This is a genomic window from Vreelandella sp. DA03-1M (assembly GCF_055725665.1).
The window spans coordinates 3,204,646-3,220,824 of the sequence record NZ_CM146798.1; the positions used below are offsets into that span (position 1 = coordinate 3,204,646).

Consider the following 16,179-nt stretch of genomic DNA (forward strand, 5'->3'; position numbering starts at 1 on the left):
ATAATGACGGCCCCTGTCTCACCCTCACTTCTCGCGCCCGTGGCTAACGGGCTTGTTGAGGATTACTTGAACCAGCTAGGCAAGGGACAGCCCGGCACGTATGACGCCATGCTCGATGGCCAAGGGCAGTTACGCCCGGGCTGGGAAAGCTTATTGGGCTCGCTGGAGGGCATGGGCCCCACGGGGCGTTTGCAGCAGCATGAAGAGATTCAGCGCCTGCTGGCCGAAAACGGCGTCATTTTTAATATGCATGATGAAACCCAAGGGCGTTCTTGGCGGCTTGACCCGCTACCCTGGGTGATTGATGAAGTCCAGTGGCAAGCGCTGGAGGCGGGGCTTACTCAGCGCAGCCGCCTGCTGACCGCCCTGTATAACGATATATACGGGGCCAAAACACTCTTTGACCTAGGCCTGTTGCCGACTCAGGAACTGCTTGCGTCACCGCTTCTCTTGCTGCCCTGCCATCGTTCGCTACCCAACGACCGTGCGCCGATCGGTTTTCACGGTGTGGATGTTATTCAGGACACCCAAGGACAATGGCGGGTTATGTCCGACCGGCTGCAGGCACCGTCCGGTACGGGCTTTGCGCTTGAAAATCGCATATTGATGGCCCGCGCACTACCCGGCATGTACCGTAACGCGCCCTTAAAGCGGTTGGCGGGTTTCCTGGATTTGCATCACCGAACGCTCATCGCCATGGCCTACCAGCACCGCGATAACCCCACCCTGATTCTATTAACGCCGGGGCCGGCGAGCCCGCGCTATTTTGAGCACGCCTATTTGGCTAATTATCTCAATATCGCGTTGGTAGAAGGGCAGGATTTGGTGGTGCGCGATACGCAGGTTTGGCTGCGCACCCTGGGCGGCTTGCAACCGGTCGATGTGATCTTGCGCCATTGCGATGACGCTTACTGCGACCCGCTGGAGCTGCGCGGCGATTCGCAGCTCGGCGTGCCGGGGCTGTTACAAGCTATGCGTTCAGGCGGTGTGGCGTTATCGAACGCACTGGGCGTGGGCATTTTAGAAGCCCCGGTATTAGCTGACCACCTGCCAGCACTGTGCGAACACTTACTGGGTGAGACCCTGCTGCTACCCAACGCTGATGCCTCTACGCAACCGGCCAGCGCACCGATATTTGACAGCCACTTGCAGCGACTTGAACCCACTACGTTAAACCTGCGCTGCTTTGTGACCCACACTCCGGCTACCGTCAACCGCAACACGGCGGACGAATACCAAGTGATGCCCGGCGGTTTAGCCTGGGTCGGTGCGCCTGGCTCGCCCTCACTGAGCACCAGCATTGTCAAAGATGTGTGGGTCACCGCAGCCTCACCCCAGCCGCATGTCAGCCAGCTGCGCCAGGCCCGCGGCCCGGTGGTGGCGACGCGGGATGGGACGGATCTACCTAGCCGGGTGGCTGAAAGCCTGTTTTGGCTAGGCCGCTACGGTGAGCGATTAGACACCCGCGCCCGCTTGCTGCGTGAAGCACTGCTAAGGCTAATGGAGTACGACCAGGACGCGATTGCCGACCAGCTTTTGGATGAGCTGCTGCTAGCCCTGGATATCACCACACTCAGCAAAGACGACGAGCACCGCTTACAAGCGCCACTGATCGGTTTTGAACAGAAGCGTGCGGCACTATTGGCGCAGTTCGATGACGTGGAACCCCAAGCGCTGCAGCCACTATTCTCGCAATTAATGCGCAATGCACGCAGCGTGCGTGACCATTTAGGCGACGACTCCTGGCGGGTGGTGCACCAGTTGCGCCAACGCATGGCCACCTTTAACCCCAGCTTGGGAGCCAGCGCGGCGCGGCGCGCTTGTGAAGGGCTATCGGCCCAGCTGGCTGCGTTTTTCGGACTCTGCAACGAAACCATGCCGCACCACTATGGCTGGCGGTTCATGGACATTGGCCGCTTTCTGGATCGTGTACTGGGCTTGCTCTCGCTGCTCAAACTTACCCTTAATGCGCCGCATTCGCCGGGCTTGGCACTGTGGGAAGTCGTGCTTGCCACCACCGATAACTTTACCGCTTACCGGCGTCGCTACCGCAGCGAGCTACATCCAGCGGCGATTCTTGACCTACTGCTGTTCGACGAGACCAACCCTCGCTCGGTGGGTTATATGCTCAAGCGCCTTGAGCGTCAGATGGATCGCCTACCCGGCACTACATCCCCCTACCGTAACGCCGAACGCAGGCTGTTGATTCAGGCGAATGCAGCGCTCCATCTTGCCGATATTGATCGTTTGAGCCATTTAGCGGATACCCCCGAGGCGCAAGAGGCGCTAGAACAACTGCTGGACGCCCTGATTGAGCCCCTGAGTGCGCTTTCTGAAGCCATCAGTCAAAGTCATTTCAGCCATGTGGAACGACCTCGCCAACTAGTTAGTATGGAGCCCGAGGCATGAACTATACGTTGCGGCATACCACCCGCTACCATTACAGCGCGCCGGTAACGTTGTGCCATAGTGAAGCGCGGGTGCTTCCACGCAAAACGCCCCATCAGCAGTGTGGCGCTTCGAAATTACATATTAGCCCTGCGCCACAGGTACAAAAGGAGCGCTGCGATATATTCGGCAACCGGGTACTCTATTTCGCCATGGAAGAGGTTCATCAAACGCTGGATGTCACTGTGGTAACACCACTGAATACTCAACCGCTCACCGCCCTGCCAACTGTTTCACCAGCGTGGGAAAACGTTGCCCAGCTGCTTAGCCAGGACAACAGCTTTGACGTTCAACTCTACCGGTTGGATTCACCATTTATCCGTCGTAACGACGAGCTAGCCGCCTTTTCCCATAGCTGCTTCACCCCAGGCAGACCACTTATTGAGGCGGCGCTAGCGCTGAATGAGTTGATTTATAGCACCTTTGAATACGACCCCAGCTTCACCACGCTGGCGACACCGTTAAGCGAGGTGCTCGCCAACCGGCGTGGGGTTTGTCAGGACTTCGCTCACCTGGCGATTGGCGCACTGCGTTCGGTAGGGCTCGCCGCGCGCTACGTCAGCGGTTACCTGGAAACCCAGCCACCGCCCGGGCAGCCGCGGCTGATCGGCGCTGATGCCTCCCATGCGTGGCTGGCGACCTGGATTCCCGAATGGGGCTGGCTGGCACTTGACCCCACCAATGGCTCAGTGGCCGGTGAACAGCACCCCGTACTGGCTTGGGGGCGGGATTATGCAGATGTCGCGCCACTCAAAGGGGTTATGAACGGCGGCGGCGAGCATCGTCTTGAAGTTGAAGTCGATGTCATGCCACTGGCGAGCTAAAACATTAACAATTATTAATGCCTGATAGCCATCAGGCTGATTCGTAAGCAGCTTTAAGTCGATAAAACTCTTCTACAATAGCAGCCATTTCATCGGCGTCGTAATCGCATAGGCCGCTCACCACGAGCTTTTTGGAGCCCACACCCACCGCTTCACCAGCGGACTCGATCGAGAACTCCAAGCGGGCATCGGCACGCTTACCGTGAACCTCTAGCGAAGAGTGATTTAGCGTTAAGCCCGGTGAAAAGCCATCTAAACGCTTGAGTGAAAATCCCATGCTATCGTAGATCACCAGCGGGCGTTTAGGGTTAAACATAACCCCATGTTGCTCCATGAGTGGTTTGAGATAGTGTGGGAAATTCTTGCCTGAAAACGCCACATAACAGCGTGCAAAGGCTTCCACCACAGTGGGCTCATGGGTAATGTCACCGCTGCGCACCACCTGCAAGTAACCTTTACCGCTCTCATCGCAGACATGCAGTGTGCCGTCGTCTGCTTCACTGAATTTAAGCGGCGTATCAGCGCCCACCATGTTGGTGAAGCGAAATTCCATTTGCCGCGACAACCCAAACTTTGTGAGCACCAATACAAACAACAGATCACCGGGCACACAAAAGCGGCGTGCATCCGGATTATGAATAGGGTTGTAGTCACCCGCCACGCCTTTGGCGAAGCGACTGGCCTGCTCTGCGGAGATCACCACATACTCTCCGCGCTGCGTATAAAAATCCTTGAACATGGCGTTTGTTGCCTGCCTAGCGTTGAAATCGAAAACCCGTCACTGCCCAACGCCGCGCATAATGCCATAAAACACGCCCCAACAGGAGTAATCTGCCAGGGAAGCCACTATGCCAGACGCGAACACTCGTAAAAATCGCCTACCCCGCCTGCTTTTCAGGGTGTTGATTGGCTTACTGTTTATCATCCTGATCTGGGTAGCGGGCAGTTATTGGCTGCTTAATAGTCAGTGGCTACCCAAACGCATTTCCCAATTTGAAGGCATCGACATCCGCTGGGAGCAAGGCGCCAGCCGACACCCTGGGCGTTGGGAAGTCGAGGTGCTGTATCTCGCTCGTGAAGATGAAGCTTTACCCATCTCCATTGAGGCCGAACGCGCTACCCTTTCGCTCTCTTTGCTGGCCCTGCTACGCGGCGAACTGCATATTAACGCACTCGATGCTGAGGGCATTCGCCGCCTGACCGTCGGTGATATCGCGCTGGAAGCGGAAGGCCAGCTACACGTCGCAGAGACCACACTGAGTCGCGACACCCTGGCTATCCCTAATGTTTCGCTCGCCATTACTAATGGTCGTTTAGTTCGTCTGAGTGATCAAGCAACCTTAGTGCGCGATATTGATCTTACCGCTGATGCGACACTCGATACGATAACCCCCGTCAACGCCACCAGTGGCGAACTTAACCCCAACCTGCTGGCGGCGCTTTCGACACAGCTTCAGTTGAATGCACAAGCGGATGCCTGGGATGTCTTTATGCCCTATTTAGACGCCCTGCCCTGGCTAACCCTGGAGGGGCGTGGGGCACTCACCGGCGCACTTGAGCTAACCGCTGGTAAGTTACAGCCCGGTAGCGAATTAATACTGGAAGCGCCAGTGTTGCGCTTAGCGGTAGATGAGCAGCGTTTACGAGCCCCAAGCGACTCGCCCCGCTGGCTAATCGCTGACAACCCACCACCACGTCACACCGCCACCGGTAAAGGCCAGGTTCGCTTGGCAGTTGCGAACGACCAACTGCATTTTTCGACCCAGCTTGTCGATGTTGAGCTAGCTGAAGTAGAACCGGCTGAAGTAGAACTGGCTGAAATAGAACTGGACGAGCCGCGCCCTTATGCAAAGCACGCTGAGCTTCGCCTTGCGACCCAAATTCCCAATCAACGCCTGGATCAGCTTGACCTTCCCACAGCGGCTACCCTGGCATTACAGGGCGATATCATTCGTTTGGATATGCTGGACCGTTATCTTACTGCGTATGCTGACGAACAGGGCATCCGCCTTTCAGGTCATGGCCAAATGGATGCCTCAGCCAGCATTCGCGAGTCGCGCCTCTACGATGCTCAACTGAACATTCAAGCACCGGAGCTGGCAGCCGATACACGCGGCTTTATCGCCCAAGGCAGTGGCTCACTCAATGCCCGGTTAACGCCGCAAGAGATAATGGAAGCCACGCTCAACTTTAACGATGCCACGCTGCATCACCAAGAGCGCCTGCTGCTTGACGACGCTGATATCAACCTTATCGCCATAAGCCCTATTAATCCGCAAAAAGCGCCTGATGAAGCCTCTGCCACGCTCAGCTGGCAAGCGGCTCGCCTGCCCGATTTTAGCGTGTTACAGAGCTATTTAGTGGCCATTTTACCCACCCCTACACCTTTGCAGTTGCTTAGCGGCCAAGCCACGAGTCACGGCCAGCTCACCATGACGTCAGAGCAACTCAGCGGTGAGGTGCATTTAGCGGGAAACGGGCTAGCGACTCGCTGGCAGCATGGCGACCAGGCGGGCACGTTAACCAGTGATATGCAGCTATTCCTGCCGCTCCAGCAAGTAGCGATGGATGGTTCAGCGTTGAACATCAGCGGCACCCGGCTGAGCTGGCAAGTGGCCGCTATCGACCAACCTAGCGAGCGCCTAGAGAGCGTATTAGTGTTAACCGACGGACGTTTTCAGCGCCGCAATAGCGTGCTTAGTGGTCAGTTTGCACTTGAAGGTAGTGTGCAACGGCTAGGCTTTTTAAATGCGTTTTTGCCTGACGCCCATGGTTTGGCCATTGCTGGCGAAGGGCAGCTCTTTGCTCAGGGCGCCTTTCGCGATAACCGCCTGCTGGCACCGACTCGATTGCGGGTCAACGCCGACCAGTTAGAAGTCACTTTTTTAGACTATCTCGCCACAGGGCGTGGAGAGCTCACCGCCCAATTGGATAGCACCGAGCAGGCCCAGCTCTCGCTTGGCATTCCCCGCTTTGACTTAAAGCGACAAGACGATGACAGCCCACACGTACAGGGGCGCCACTTTGCCCTCACCACGCAAACCGAGCAGTTTAGCGAGGTGCTTGAATCGCCCCAACCCGAGCACTTCACCACGCGTATTGCGCTACCGATTACCGAGGTGCCCGACTTCACCCGTTACAACCGCTACCTGCCAGAAGGGGCGGGTATCACCTTGCTTGATGGGCAAGCCAGCCTAGCCAGCGAATGGCTGCTGGAGGGGTTGAACGCCCAGGGAGAAATAACGTTGCGCGCTTTTGGTGCCGAGCTGGCGCTACTGGATCAGCGCCTACGGGGCGATCTGCACTTGTATTTGCACCTCACCGACGGCGATCTGAATACACGCCGCTTTACTGCTAATGACTCTTTCCTACGCCTGGAAAACGTTAATCTTCAGAGTGAAAACGGCGCATCGGATGCGGGTTGGTGGGTGCAACTTTCAATGTTTGATGCGCAGTTAGCGTGGGAAGACCCTGTTCGCCTAGCCAGCCAACTACGCTTGGAGATGCGCGACACGGGATTACTCGCCCGGTTATTTCTCGCCCGCGCAAGGGATAGCGACTGGCTCGGGCGCCTGCTGAATGTTCACGATATCGAGGGCACTGCGCAACTAGAGATCAACGGGGAGCTTATTAGCCTTAGCGACTTGACGCTCACTGGTGGCCCGCTGCTGCTGCTTTCCGATATCGCTCTGGCAGACCGCAGTGCCAACGGCGCGCTCTATGCGCGCCTTGGAGTGGTTGGACTAGGCGTTGAGCTTGAAGATAGCGAACCAACCTTGCACGTTATTCAACCGCGCCGCTGGTTCGACCGCTGGCGGGAAGCCTATGCCAGGTAATACAAATAAACGTTGCCTAATGTTTTTTGCGCTCACGGCGAATCATCCTCACCCGCTCTTTGGCTTTTTGTGGCGTGGAGAGCGGTGGCGCCGCCTCATCGTGGGTTTTGGCGGGCACTGCGACCCAGGCAAACACCGGCAATGCCAGGTGCCAATGAATGGCCGCCAACCGAAGCCCAAGAGTGGCGCTTAGTGAGGCGGCAATCGCCAGCGTAAGCGGTGCCTCCAGCGCATGCAGTGCGACGTAAACGATGCCTCCCGCCATCGCGGCGGTGGCGTAGATCTCTTCGCGCAAGACCATGGGCACTCGTTGCGCCAGCACATCACGGATCATGCCGCCCGCCACGCCGGTCATCATGCCCATCAACACCGCCACCATGCCAGACGTGCCCAGCAGCAGTGCTTTATGGGCGCCAATAACGGTGAACAGCGCCAGCCCGAACGCATCGGCAATCGGCAAGAAGCCCCGCGAGAGACGGTGGATATAGTGAAACCCCACCAGCGAGACGCCTACGGTGGCTAAAATCACCCATAAATAGGTCGGGTCGGTCACCCAGAACACCGGCTTTACACCTAGCACTAAATCCCGCAGTGTGCCCCCACCGATGCTGGTCACCGCCGCCAGCACCAGCATGCCAATTGGGTCCATGCGCGACCTGCACGCCAACATCACACCCGACAGCGCGAACACGATGACACCCGCCATATCCAGCCAATAGACCACGCCTGACACGCTCTTCTCCTTAATGCTCGCTATCGATAAAGGCGCCAAGAATAACACTCTTCCCCAAAACACTGGCTCCGGCGCCATTACTCAGTTGGGATAAATACTCGGGATTAGGTTACGCTGGCCTATTAGATTAACTGTGGAGTTGGAGCGTTTATGGATTGGAACCCGGCTTACAGCTGGCTGGTACTCGCCCTACTATTAAGTCTGGCAGAGCTAACTTCGGGCGCGATGGTGCTGCTTGCACTGGGTATTGCCGCGGCGCTAACGGCGGCCGTTACGGCGTTAGGTTTAACGCTCCCCTGGCAACTGCTCAGTATGGCTATTTTTACCGGCGTACTGCTGCCGCTATGCATTATGGTCATTCGCCCGCGCTTCTCCCCCCGTGGCGTGGCCTACGGCACCACCGGCACGGGCGTCGAGAAAGGCAATCGCTACACTACTCTACGCCGGGATTTTGATGATGCCACTGGCATTAAAGTAAACGGCGATTTCTACCGCCTCCGCGTCGTTGAAAGCGGTGAAACCGAGCTACCCAGCGGTACGCTGGTGATATTTAAACGATTTGAAGGCACCACTGCGCTAGTCGCGTTACCTCAGCCTGACGACATAGCCCCTCAAGAAGACGATTCCCAACGCAAGGAGCCTTAACAATGGATTTACCTATTAGCCCAGGTTTATTAATAAGCCTTATTATTGTGGTGATCGCGGTACTGATCATTTCAAAAGGTCTGATCATTATTCGCCAATCGGAAGTCATGGTGGTGGAGCGCCTTGGTTCATTCCATCGCGTGTTAGAAAGTGGCATCAACATCATCATTCCGTTTATCGAACAACCTCGTGCGATCACCATGCTGCGTTACCGCAAAATGGGTGAGGATTACACCGCTATTACCAGCGACGAGACCCGTATTGATCGCCGCGAAACGGTGATGGATTTCCCTGGCCAGCCAGTCGTTACCACCGATAACGTCACTGTGCGCATTAACGGTGCCCTGTACTATCAGATCATTGACCCCAAGCGGGCGGTCTATGAAGTCGAGAACATGAGCCAGGCCGTCGAAGTTCTGGCGAAAACCACGCTGCGCTCAGTAGTCGGCAAAATGGAACTGGATAAGCTGTTTGAGTCCCGTGCGGAGGTGAACAACGAGATTCAGGCCGCCATGGAAGAGCCTGCTTCCAAGTGGGGGGTCAAAATTTCCCGTGTCGAAGTGCAGGATATTGCCATGCCCGAAGAGGTAGAAACCGCCATGCGCCTGCAGATGGCCGCCGAGCGTAAACGCCGCGCTACAGTTACCGAAGCAGAAGGTGAAAAATCAGCGGCAATTGCCATGGCCCAGGGTCAGCGTGAGTCTTCGATTCTTAACGCTCAAGGCGATAAAGAGTCCGCTATTCTGCGCGCTCAGGGTGAGCAGGAGTCCATCAAGCTAGTGCTCAGCGCCATCGGCGATAGCGAAGAGAATAAGCGCACGGTGGTGGGCTACCTGCTTGGCCAAAGCTACATCAAGGTACTACCCAACATGGCGAAGAATGGCGAGCGGGTATTCGTGCCTTATGAATCATCGGCATTGCTCGGCTCAATGGGCATGTTCCGTGAAATGGCGGGTTCCCCAGAAGACACGGTGGCTAACCACCTTAAAAACCGTAGCAGCAGCGATGGCGACTTCCGTAGTGGAATCGTCGGTGGCGCGGTCAGCGGCCACTAATTAGCGCCATCAAGAAACCGCAGGAATTACCTTAAGCCGGGCCCCGCGGGGCCCGGCTTTTTTGCTACGACTTGCCGACGAAGCACTTTATCTGATCAAGCACAGCGACCGTAACCGCTGTGTCGTATGGGCTGAATCGCATCACGCTCAGCAGTTCATGTTGACCCCAGCAGGCATTTCCATCGGTCTGACGACTAGGGTGAATCGGTCGCCAGAAAGTGATCAATAAACACTGCGTAATCCTGCTCAGTGCAGTCGGCGTATGCGACTGCTAGTGTTGAAACGACCTCGACAAACTGCGTTTCCCTTCCTTTCAGGCGTTGGCAAACGGACTTAGCAAAGCGTGTCGCGTCACCTCGATTAAGCGCCTGGGCACCGCGCAGGTGTTCACGGGCAAGAATTTCCCCCCACTGCTGCGCCAGCTTTTTATACGACTTACCACCAGAGAGCTTATGGGTCGGGATGTCTTTCTTGAACGGCGAGCGCTCGCGAACCGAAAACACCTTGCCGTTCATGGTTAGCCAGCCAAGATAAGCATCCGGGTGCTCGGCAATGGCATGGAATGCCGCAGCATGGCGGATACCTTCATTGGGAAATAGCTTTCGCCATGCCTGCTGCTGAGGCTTGTCCATCAGCCGGAACGCTTCTGGCGGCACCTGCTCTTTGATATCCAAAATGATATCGTCGTGCTCGTGCTCAACGCCTCCTTCAATCAATACGTAGTAACGCTCCACGCCCAGCGAGCCGGTACCTGCATCCAGACGTCGAGCCGTATCTTTCACACGAAAATGGTGGGGGTCACTCTCTTTAAAAGCGTGTTGCAGCGTTTGCTGGTACTCCTGCTCAATCAGACGGCGTAGCTGGCTGGCTACATCCGCCGGTAGATTAGCGAGCTTACCGGGCCGCTCGGCAAATTGACGGCCTTTCTGATCATCAAGCGTCGTCCACTTTTCGAGCATCCGCGCACGGCTCTGCTTATCCGCCACCTTGTTCATGAACGGCTTCAGCGGGCCCTTGGCGGTGTCGAGCGTTACGGCGTGAATGGGTTTACCATCGACGTGATCCGCCAGCGTTTGGTAATAGCCCTCTATTAGTTTTTTAAGGGCTTTATCAATCGCCTTGGCATCCAGCTCCGCGTTCTCGCGACCATCCAGTACCACGCTGATAGCCAGCCGCCAAACGTCGTACTGGTAATCGCCAATTAACGCATCGTCGAAGTCGTCCATGCCATAGCGCACCTGATCATCATGATGCCCATAAGCGCCAAAGTTATAGGCGTGAGCATCGCCTTGCAGCCACGTTTGGGTTTCCGGCCAACCGCCAAACAGGGCAAAGCGCCAATCGTGCCAAACGTCCTGCCAGAAAAGATGATTGCTTCCCCGATAAAACCGGTAAGGCGACGCAGCCATTTTGGCGTACTTGGCTTGGCGTGTGGCCGTGGCCAATGTCTTGTTCGCCTGATGGGTTGCCTCAATCACTTGCTGAGGGCGGTTATGTCCAGTCAGTGCATGGCTCATTGCGTTGCCTTTGTTAGTGCATTCATTCGCTGTGTTTGCCCGGTGCGTAAAAAGCGCTCGGAGCATAAAAGCGGTTATCTGCAAGGGTAAGCGATGAACATGAATAGATTAAGTCAGCGTTTACTATCCACCCTTGCGCCCTAAGCGTGTTAGCCCGCGTGGAGCCGCGATACGAAAGAAGCGCTCAACCACTTCTGCGTTGGCAGATGGCGTCATTAATGAGATCACAACAAATACCGGCAGATTGAACATTAGCCCCCAAAAACCCGCGTGAATACCCATCGGGTGTGGCCAAAGGATAGTAAATGCTGTGGTAATCAAAAAGCCCACCACGATACCGGCCATCACGCCCAGGCGAGACGCTTGCGGCCAGAAGAACATCCCGATGAACGCAGGCATTACCTGGGAGGCAAAGCCCAGCCCCACCAGCAGAATCATCACCAGGCTACCGGGCTCGGCAATTGCCAGTGGCGCTATCACTAAGAACATGGTGGGTAGGATCAACAGTCGCGCCAACTTGCCGGTGACAGCGTCGGATAACTTCAACACGGGCTGAAGCACATCCTTGCTAAGCGACAACGACACCGAGTGAATAAAAGGTTCGCTGGAGGACATAGAGGCCGCCAGAGTGCCCGCTCCCAGCAACCCGACCAGCACCACAGGTAAATGCTGCATGGCGTATTCGAGTACCACAGTATCGGCGCGGGCGAGTTCAGGCAGCGAAAAAATGCCGATGAAGCCCACCACTACCATCGGCAAAATCACTATGTAATAAGTGGGCAGCCACGTCGCGCTAAGACGAATGGTGCGCGCGGAGGAAGCGCTCATCCACTGCGTCCAGACGGGTGGCATGAACGAGAACATCGACACGATGATCGAGGTCGTCCAGAAACTAAAGCTCATATCACCGCCTGCGCCTGGCAAGGTGAGAAACTCGCTATGCTCGGTCTGAATACGTTCGAACACCCCAGCAAAACTCAACCCGCCAGTGGCGCTATGTACGGCCCACAGGCCGACGGCCCAGGCAACGATTAGCATCAGCACGCCTTGAAAGGCATTGGTGCGGCCAATCGCCCGCTGCCCGCTGACGTAGAGATACACGGCAATGCAGGCCAACACCAGCACGACTCCCAACCAAATAGGTATCAAGCCGCCGCTCATCACAAACAAAATATAGGCAGCGCCGATAGTTTGAAGCACTGCATAGGCAACAGAGCCGATCGCCATAACGAGTGCCGCCAATGCCCCCAGCGCGGGGCTCTGGTAACGGTCAGATATAGCGCTTGCTTGGGTCACATGGCCGAACTGCTCGCCGAATTGCCACACCTTCGGGCCGAAGTACCAGGCGACCAACGCGAGATAGGCAAGGTAAATCGCTACATAAAATACCGCGACGCCTTTGGAATAAGCCCAACCGGGAGCTCCCATAAAGGTGTAAGCGCTCACGCTACCGGCGGCGATCAGCAGATAAAGCGTCACCGGCCCCATGCTGCGCCCAGCCACGCCCCACTCCTCCAGGCTGTTCATGGAACGGCCTGCCTTGGCACGTAGGCCAATCACCATCGCAATGACCACATACGTCAGCGTTATCAGTAATGGCCAAGGGCTATTCATGGTCGTTTCGCTCTACAATGCGATTACCAATCAGCATGACCACCACGCAGGCAAAAATAACCAGGTAGCTCCAGACCACCATCAAGGGGAGCCCCATCACCAGCGTTGCCCTATTAACCCAGCCGATTATCGGCCACGTTCCAGCTATTACCAGCGCCACAAAAGCGATTAATAATCCCCACCCCGCACGAGAAGTGGGCAGAACGATCAAACGTCGCACGCGTGTTCTCCTTTATTTAACCGAAAGATTACCGACCGGCAGCGCATGACAGCGTGTTCCTGGGTGAGACCTGGGTGTAAATGCCCCCAGGCTTTAAATATCCAAATCGCCACCAACGAAAGATTAGGGTCATCGGCAGTTAGCCGCTGAAGGGTAATATCGACCGGCACGTTTTACTCCAAGCATCATTTAGCAAAATCGCAGACAGTAGTGGTAAAGCAGTGATAGCGCTATAAAGCGTCTCACTTAGGAGCGGCTAGCGGATGTCCCCACTGGTCGCCATGCACCAGTTCGCTTAATGGCAGCCGATCGCGCCAGCCTTTGGCTTCAAGCTCCGGCTGGTCTAAAAACTCGCTCACATAGCCAAGGCAGAGATATGCCAGCGGATAGACATGTTCAGGCAAATTCAACGCCGCGCTTAGCTGCTCCTGATCGAGAATACTCACCCAGCCAACGCCAATACCTTCCGCACGCGCCGCCAGCCAAAGATTTTGCACTGCTAAGCAGGTACTAAACAGGTCGGTATCGACAATGCTGTTGCGCCCTAGCACATGCGGGCCGCCCCGACTTCGGTCACAGGTAATACAGAGATTGAGTGGGCTTTCCAGAATGCCTTGCAGTTTAAGGCTGCGGTAATGCTCCTTGCGCTCGCCTTCAAAGCGCTCGGCGGCCTTCCGGTTCTCCTGCTCGAACATCGCCAGCACGGTTTCCCTGACGTCACGACGTTCAATCACGATGAAATCCCAGGGCTGCATAAACCCTACTGACGGCGCATGGTGTGCAGCTTCTAAAAGACGGGCCAGCACATCAGGGGGAATCCGGTCGGGCAGAAATTGCGAGCGCACGTCGCGCCGTTCGTGTATGGCGCGGTAAAGCCCACGGCGCTCAGCATCGGTAAAACGGTGATTCGAGGGGGTCATGGCGCTTGTCGGACCTTTTGCTGATCTGATTTATAGACGAGTGAAGAGTCTACACGAGGTCAGCCCAGCCTCCATCGCAGTGGCTTTGTTTGGCGTAATACACCGTCCTCGTCCCAGTCGCCCCAGCCAGCAAAGGGGATGGCCAGTTCACTATTTAGGCTCTTCAGCCGAGATGCCCAGGCCGCTTTAGAAGCCTCCAGGTGGCCAATGAGGTCAGCTTCCGCTTGATAACGAATACCGCCGCCTTGAATGCCGTAGCTCACCTGGGGCGCCAGTACGTCAAAGCCAACGTAGTACAGTGATGAATGAATCGGCCAAAGCCAGTGAACCATGTTGCCTGCACGACCAAAGGGCTGAAATGTCATGTCAGGCGAGCCCGTGGTCACCGAGAGCATGGCCCTCTTGCCACGATAATAGCCTTTATCGTAACGCATGCAGCTTGTATAGCGCCCGCCATACACCAGCACCCGATCAAACCAGCCTTTCAAAATGGCAGGCTGGGCGTGCCACCATAAGGGAAACTGGAAGATCACCAAGTCAGCCCACTCCAACCGCGCCAACTCCCGCTGGACGTCCTGCGGCAATGTGTTTTCTTCGTGGTGAGCCCGCTGCTCATTGAGGGGATAGAAGTAGTCCGATGCCACAGCGCTATGCGGATAGTGTCCAGCGCGCTCCACTGGATCAAACTGCTCAGCATAGAGATCATCCACTTCCACTGTGTGACCCTCGCCTATCAGCTGTGCTACCGCTTCATCCACTAGGCCGCCATTGAATGACTTGCGCTCTGGATGCGCCAAGACGATCAATACATTCATTCTGCATTCCTCTGTCGATTGGTTCGACAACAGGCTAACCTGTTCATAAACGCATAGACATTGGCCATCAACGAGAATCAGGCTTGCATGAATGAACAGCATATAAGGTGGGACGACCTGCAAATTGTGCTAGCCATTGCCGAGGCGGGTTCACTATCCGGCGCCAGTCGAACGCTGCGTATCAGCCACGCCACTGTCTTCAGGCGTTTAAGCGAGATGGAGCATAGGCTGGGAGTTACCCTTTTTGAGCGCGGTCGCACGGGTTATACACCGACCCTGGCAGGGGATGACTTAGCGGCTTCAGCCAAACGCGTACAGGGTGAGATTAACGGCGCTGAGCGCCGAATTATTGGTCAGGATTTAACCCTCACCGGCAGCCTGCGAATCACCACCACTGATACCCTTTTCGCGGGGCTGCTCTCCCCGCTACTGGCTAGCTTTCGCCAGCGCTACCCGGAAATCACGCTGGAAGTGGTTATCTCCAATCAGCTGCAGAGTTTGTCGCGGCGGGAGGCCGATATCGCGATCCGCCCGACCCGTCAACCTCCCGAGACCCTGGTAGGCCGCAAAATAAGCGATATCACTCAAGCGATTTATGGTCAAAAGGCACTTTGGCAAAACGCCCCGCTGCCACTAGATCCAGAATCGCTGCCAACAGAAAACTGGATCGGCCCGGATGTTCATCTGGGCGACGCTACGCTTGAAAAGTGGATGATGGATAAAAGGGCTGCCTACCGGGTGGACAGTATGCTGGGCATGCAATCAGCGGTACGCCACGGGGCGGGGATTGCGGTACTGCCCTGCTACCTGGGCGATGCCGATGCAGCGCTACTCAGGCTAAGCGAGCCCATTGAAGCACTCACTACCCAACTCTGGCAGCTCACTCACCCGGATCTGCGCCATGTGGCTCGAGTCCGCGCGTTTATGGAGGCGATGACGGAGGGGGTGCGCGGACGGTAATCACAAGGCTTGGCGCCTGATCGGCGGATCAAGTGACTGCACGGCCCGGTGGCAAGCGCGATCACTCCTGCTCAAACCCCGATAGGAACTGCTTTAACAACGCATCCAGTTGCGTTCGTTGTTCTTCAGTCAGCCCGCTCACCAGTTGCGCTTGTGTCTCCACATGGGCAGCCACCGCTTCGTCGATCAAATCAAAGCCGCGTTGGGAAAGAGAGATCAGAAAACCACGACCGTCTTCTGGGTTTTTGACTCGCTCGATCAGTCCTGACTTTTCCAATTGATGGATACGGTGAGTCATGGTGCCTGAGGTCACCATGGTGGATGCCATCAAATCGCTCGGCGATAGCGCATAGGGCGCTCCCTCTCGGCGCAGCGTTGCCAGTACGTCAAAGCTCGCATCCGTCAGGCCATATTTCGCCCAGGTCTTCTCCATCGCGCGCATCAAGGTGTGGTTCAGCCGTTTGACCCGCCCGATAGTACCCATAGGGGCTACGTCGAGGTCGGGCCGCTCCTGCCGCCACTGTTTGAGTATGTGGTCTACATGATCCATAAACGTATTTTGCGCCTATATACCTTGACGTCAAGATTAATC

General features: G+C 56.2%; 14 protein-coding genes. 6 read left to right on the forward strand and 8 right to left on the reverse strand.

Annotation, left to right across the window (positions count from 1 at the left end; translation table 11 throughout):
* Positions 1-3: 3 nt before the first annotated feature.
* On the forward strand, positions 4-2,409 hold the full coding sequence (locus tag ACXUPB_RS15095; protein ID WP_472953192.1) for a circularly permuted type 2 ATP-grasp protein: 2,406 nt from the start codon (positions 4-6) through the stop codon (positions 2,407-2,409).
* Positions 2,406-3,272 carry a transglutaminase family protein gene (locus ACXUPB_RS15100; RefSeq protein ID WP_472953193.1) on the forward strand — a complete coding sequence of 289 codons (867 nt, stop codon included), beginning with the start codon at positions 2,406-2,408 and terminating at the stop codon, positions 3,270-3,272. The genes ACXUPB_RS15095 and ACXUPB_RS15100 overlap by 4 nt, the downstream gene beginning before the upstream one ends.
* 31 nt (positions 3,273-3,303) lie before the next feature.
* On the opposite strand, the gene ACXUPB_RS15105 is transcribed toward ACXUPB_RS15100, so the two are convergent.
* The gene (locus ACXUPB_RS15105) at positions 3,304-4,011 is read right to left on the reverse strand and encodes a DUF3581 family protein (RefSeq protein ID WP_472953195.1); all 708 of its coding nucleotides are present in this window, start codon (positions 4,009-4,011) and stop codon (positions 3,304-3,306) included.
* A gap of 109 nt (positions 4,012-4,120) precedes the next feature.
* Here ACXUPB_RS15105 and ACXUPB_RS15110 point away from each other — a divergent pair, with 109 nt between their 5' ends.
* The gene (locus tag ACXUPB_RS15110; RefSeq protein WP_472953197.1) at positions 4,121-7,108 is read left to right on the forward strand and encodes a translocation/assembly module TamB domain-containing protein; all 2,988 of its coding nucleotides are present in this window, start codon (positions 4,121-4,123) and stop codon (positions 7,106-7,108) included.
* A gap of 16 nt (positions 7,109-7,124) precedes the next feature.
* On the opposite strand, the gene ACXUPB_RS15115 is transcribed toward ACXUPB_RS15110, so the two are convergent.
* Positions 7,125-7,841, reverse strand: a complete 717-nt coding sequence (locus ACXUPB_RS15115) for a trimeric intracellular cation channel family protein (protein WP_472953198.1) — start codon at positions 7,839-7,841, stop codon at positions 7,125-7,127.
* A 150-nt stretch (positions 7,842-7,991) separates the two neighbouring features.
* Here ACXUPB_RS15115 and ACXUPB_RS15120 point away from each other — a divergent pair, with 150 nt between their 5' ends.
* Together ACXUPB_RS15120 and ACXUPB_RS15125 are read left to right on the forward strand one after the other, a co-directional pair.
* Positions 7,992-8,486, forward strand: a complete 495-nt coding sequence (locus ACXUPB_RS15120; protein WP_179916192.1) for an NfeD family protein — start codon at positions 7,992-7,994, stop codon at positions 8,484-8,486.
* Between the two features lie 2 nt (positions 8,487-8,488).
* Positions 8,489-9,541 carry an SPFH domain-containing protein gene (locus ACXUPB_RS15125; protein WP_472953201.1) on the forward strand — a complete coding sequence of 351 codons (1,053 nt, stop codon included), beginning with the start codon at positions 8,489-8,491 and terminating at the stop codon, positions 9,539-9,541.
* A 194-nt stretch (positions 9,542-9,735) separates the two neighbouring features.
* Here the strand turns inward: ACXUPB_RS15125 and ACXUPB_RS15130 are convergent, their stop codons facing one another.
* From ACXUPB_RS15130 to ACXUPB_RS15150, 5 genes are all read right to left on the reverse strand, one after another.
* The gene (locus ACXUPB_RS15130; RefSeq protein ID WP_472953203.1) at positions 9,736-11,058 is read right to left on the reverse strand and encodes a DUF2252 domain-containing protein; all 1,323 of its coding nucleotides are present in this window, start codon (positions 11,056-11,058) and stop codon (positions 9,736-9,738) included.
* A gap of 123 nt (positions 11,059-11,181) precedes the next feature.
* The gene (locus tag ACXUPB_RS15135; RefSeq protein ID WP_335596465.1) at positions 11,182-12,672 is read right to left on the reverse strand and encodes a sodium:solute symporter family protein; all 1,491 of its coding nucleotides are present in this window, start codon (positions 12,670-12,672) and stop codon (positions 11,182-11,184) included.
* Positions 12,665-12,892, reverse strand: coding sequence for a hypothetical protein (locus tag ACXUPB_RS15140; protein WP_335596464.1), 228 nt, complete (start codon positions 12,890-12,892; stop codon positions 12,665-12,667). Before ACXUPB_RS15140 ends, ACXUPB_RS15135 begins: the two co-directional genes overlap by 8 nt.
* Positions 12,893-13,134: 242 nt before the next feature.
* On the reverse strand, positions 13,135-13,812 hold the full coding sequence (gene bluB, locus ACXUPB_RS15145) for a 5,6-dimethylbenzimidazole synthase (RefSeq protein ID WP_335596463.1): 678 nt from the start codon (positions 13,810-13,812) through the stop codon (positions 13,135-13,137).
* A 59-nt stretch (positions 13,813-13,871) separates the two neighbouring features.
* Positions 13,872-14,627, reverse strand: a complete 756-nt coding sequence (locus ACXUPB_RS15150) for an NAD(P)H-dependent oxidoreductase (RefSeq protein WP_472953207.1) — start codon at positions 14,625-14,627, stop codon at positions 13,872-13,874.
* Between the two features lie 87 nt (positions 14,628-14,714).
* On the opposite strand from ACXUPB_RS15150, the gene ACXUPB_RS15155 reads away from it, so the two are divergent.
* Positions 14,715-15,587, forward strand: a complete 873-nt coding sequence (locus tag ACXUPB_RS15155; RefSeq protein WP_472953209.1) for a LysR family transcriptional regulator — start codon at positions 14,715-14,717, stop codon at positions 15,585-15,587.
* A gap of 61 nt (positions 15,588-15,648) precedes the next feature.
* Here ACXUPB_RS15155 and ACXUPB_RS15160 read toward each other — a convergent pair whose 3' ends face one another.
* Positions 15,649-16,137: a MarR family winged helix-turn-helix transcriptional regulator gene (locus ACXUPB_RS15160; protein ID WP_472953211.1), complete on the reverse strand. Its 489-nt coding sequence runs from the start codon at positions 16,135-16,137 to the stop codon at positions 15,649-15,651.
* Between the last annotated feature and the right edge of the window lie 42 nt (positions 16,138-16,179).

Excerpts from the sequence above, each read along its gene's own strand:
- ACXUPB_RS15110 (WP_472953197.1), top strand. The coding sequence starts at position 4,121 with ATGCCAGACGCGAACACTCGTAAAAATCGCCTACCCCGCCTGCTTTTC.
- ACXUPB_RS15120 (WP_179916192.1), top strand. The coding sequence starts at position 7,992 with ATGGATTGGAACCCGGCTTACAGCTGGCTGGTACTCGCCCTACTATTA.
- ACXUPB_RS15155 (WP_472953209.1), top strand. The coding sequence starts at position 14,715 with ATGAATGAACAGCATATAAGGTGGGACGACCTGCAAATTGTGCTAGCC.
- ACXUPB_RS15095 (WP_472953192.1), top strand. The coding sequence starts at position 4 with ATGACGGCCCCTGTCTCACCCTCACTTCTCGCGCCCGTGGCTAACGGG.
- ACXUPB_RS15135 (WP_335596465.1), bottom strand. The coding sequence starts at position 12,672 with ATGAATAGCCCTTGGCCATTACTGATAACGCTGACGTATGTGGTCATT.
- bluB (WP_335596463.1), bottom strand. The coding sequence starts at position 13,812 with ATGACCCCCTCGAATCACCGTTTTACCGATGCTGAGCGCCGTGGGCTT.
- ACXUPB_RS15105 (WP_472953195.1), bottom strand. The coding sequence starts at position 4,011 with ATGTTCAAGGATTTTTATACGCAGCGCGGAGAGTATGTGGTGATCTCC.
- ACXUPB_RS15100 (WP_472953193.1), top strand. The coding sequence starts at position 2,406 with ATGAACTATACGTTGCGGCATACCACCCGCTACCATTACAGCGCGCCG.
- ACXUPB_RS15130 (WP_472953203.1), bottom strand. The coding sequence starts at position 11,058 with ATGAGCCATGCACTGACTGGACATAACCGCCCTCAGCAAGTGATTGAG.
- ACXUPB_RS15125 (WP_472953201.1), top strand. The coding sequence starts at position 8,489 with ATGGATTTACCTATTAGCCCAGGTTTATTAATAAGCCTTATTATTGTG.
- ACXUPB_RS15150 (WP_472953207.1), bottom strand. The coding sequence starts at position 14,627 with ATGAATGTATTGATCGTCTTGGCGCATCCAGAGCGCAAGTCATTCAAT.
- ACXUPB_RS15160 (WP_472953211.1), bottom strand. The coding sequence starts at position 16,137 with ATGGATCATGTAGACCACATACTCAAACAGTGGCGGCAGGAGCGGCCC.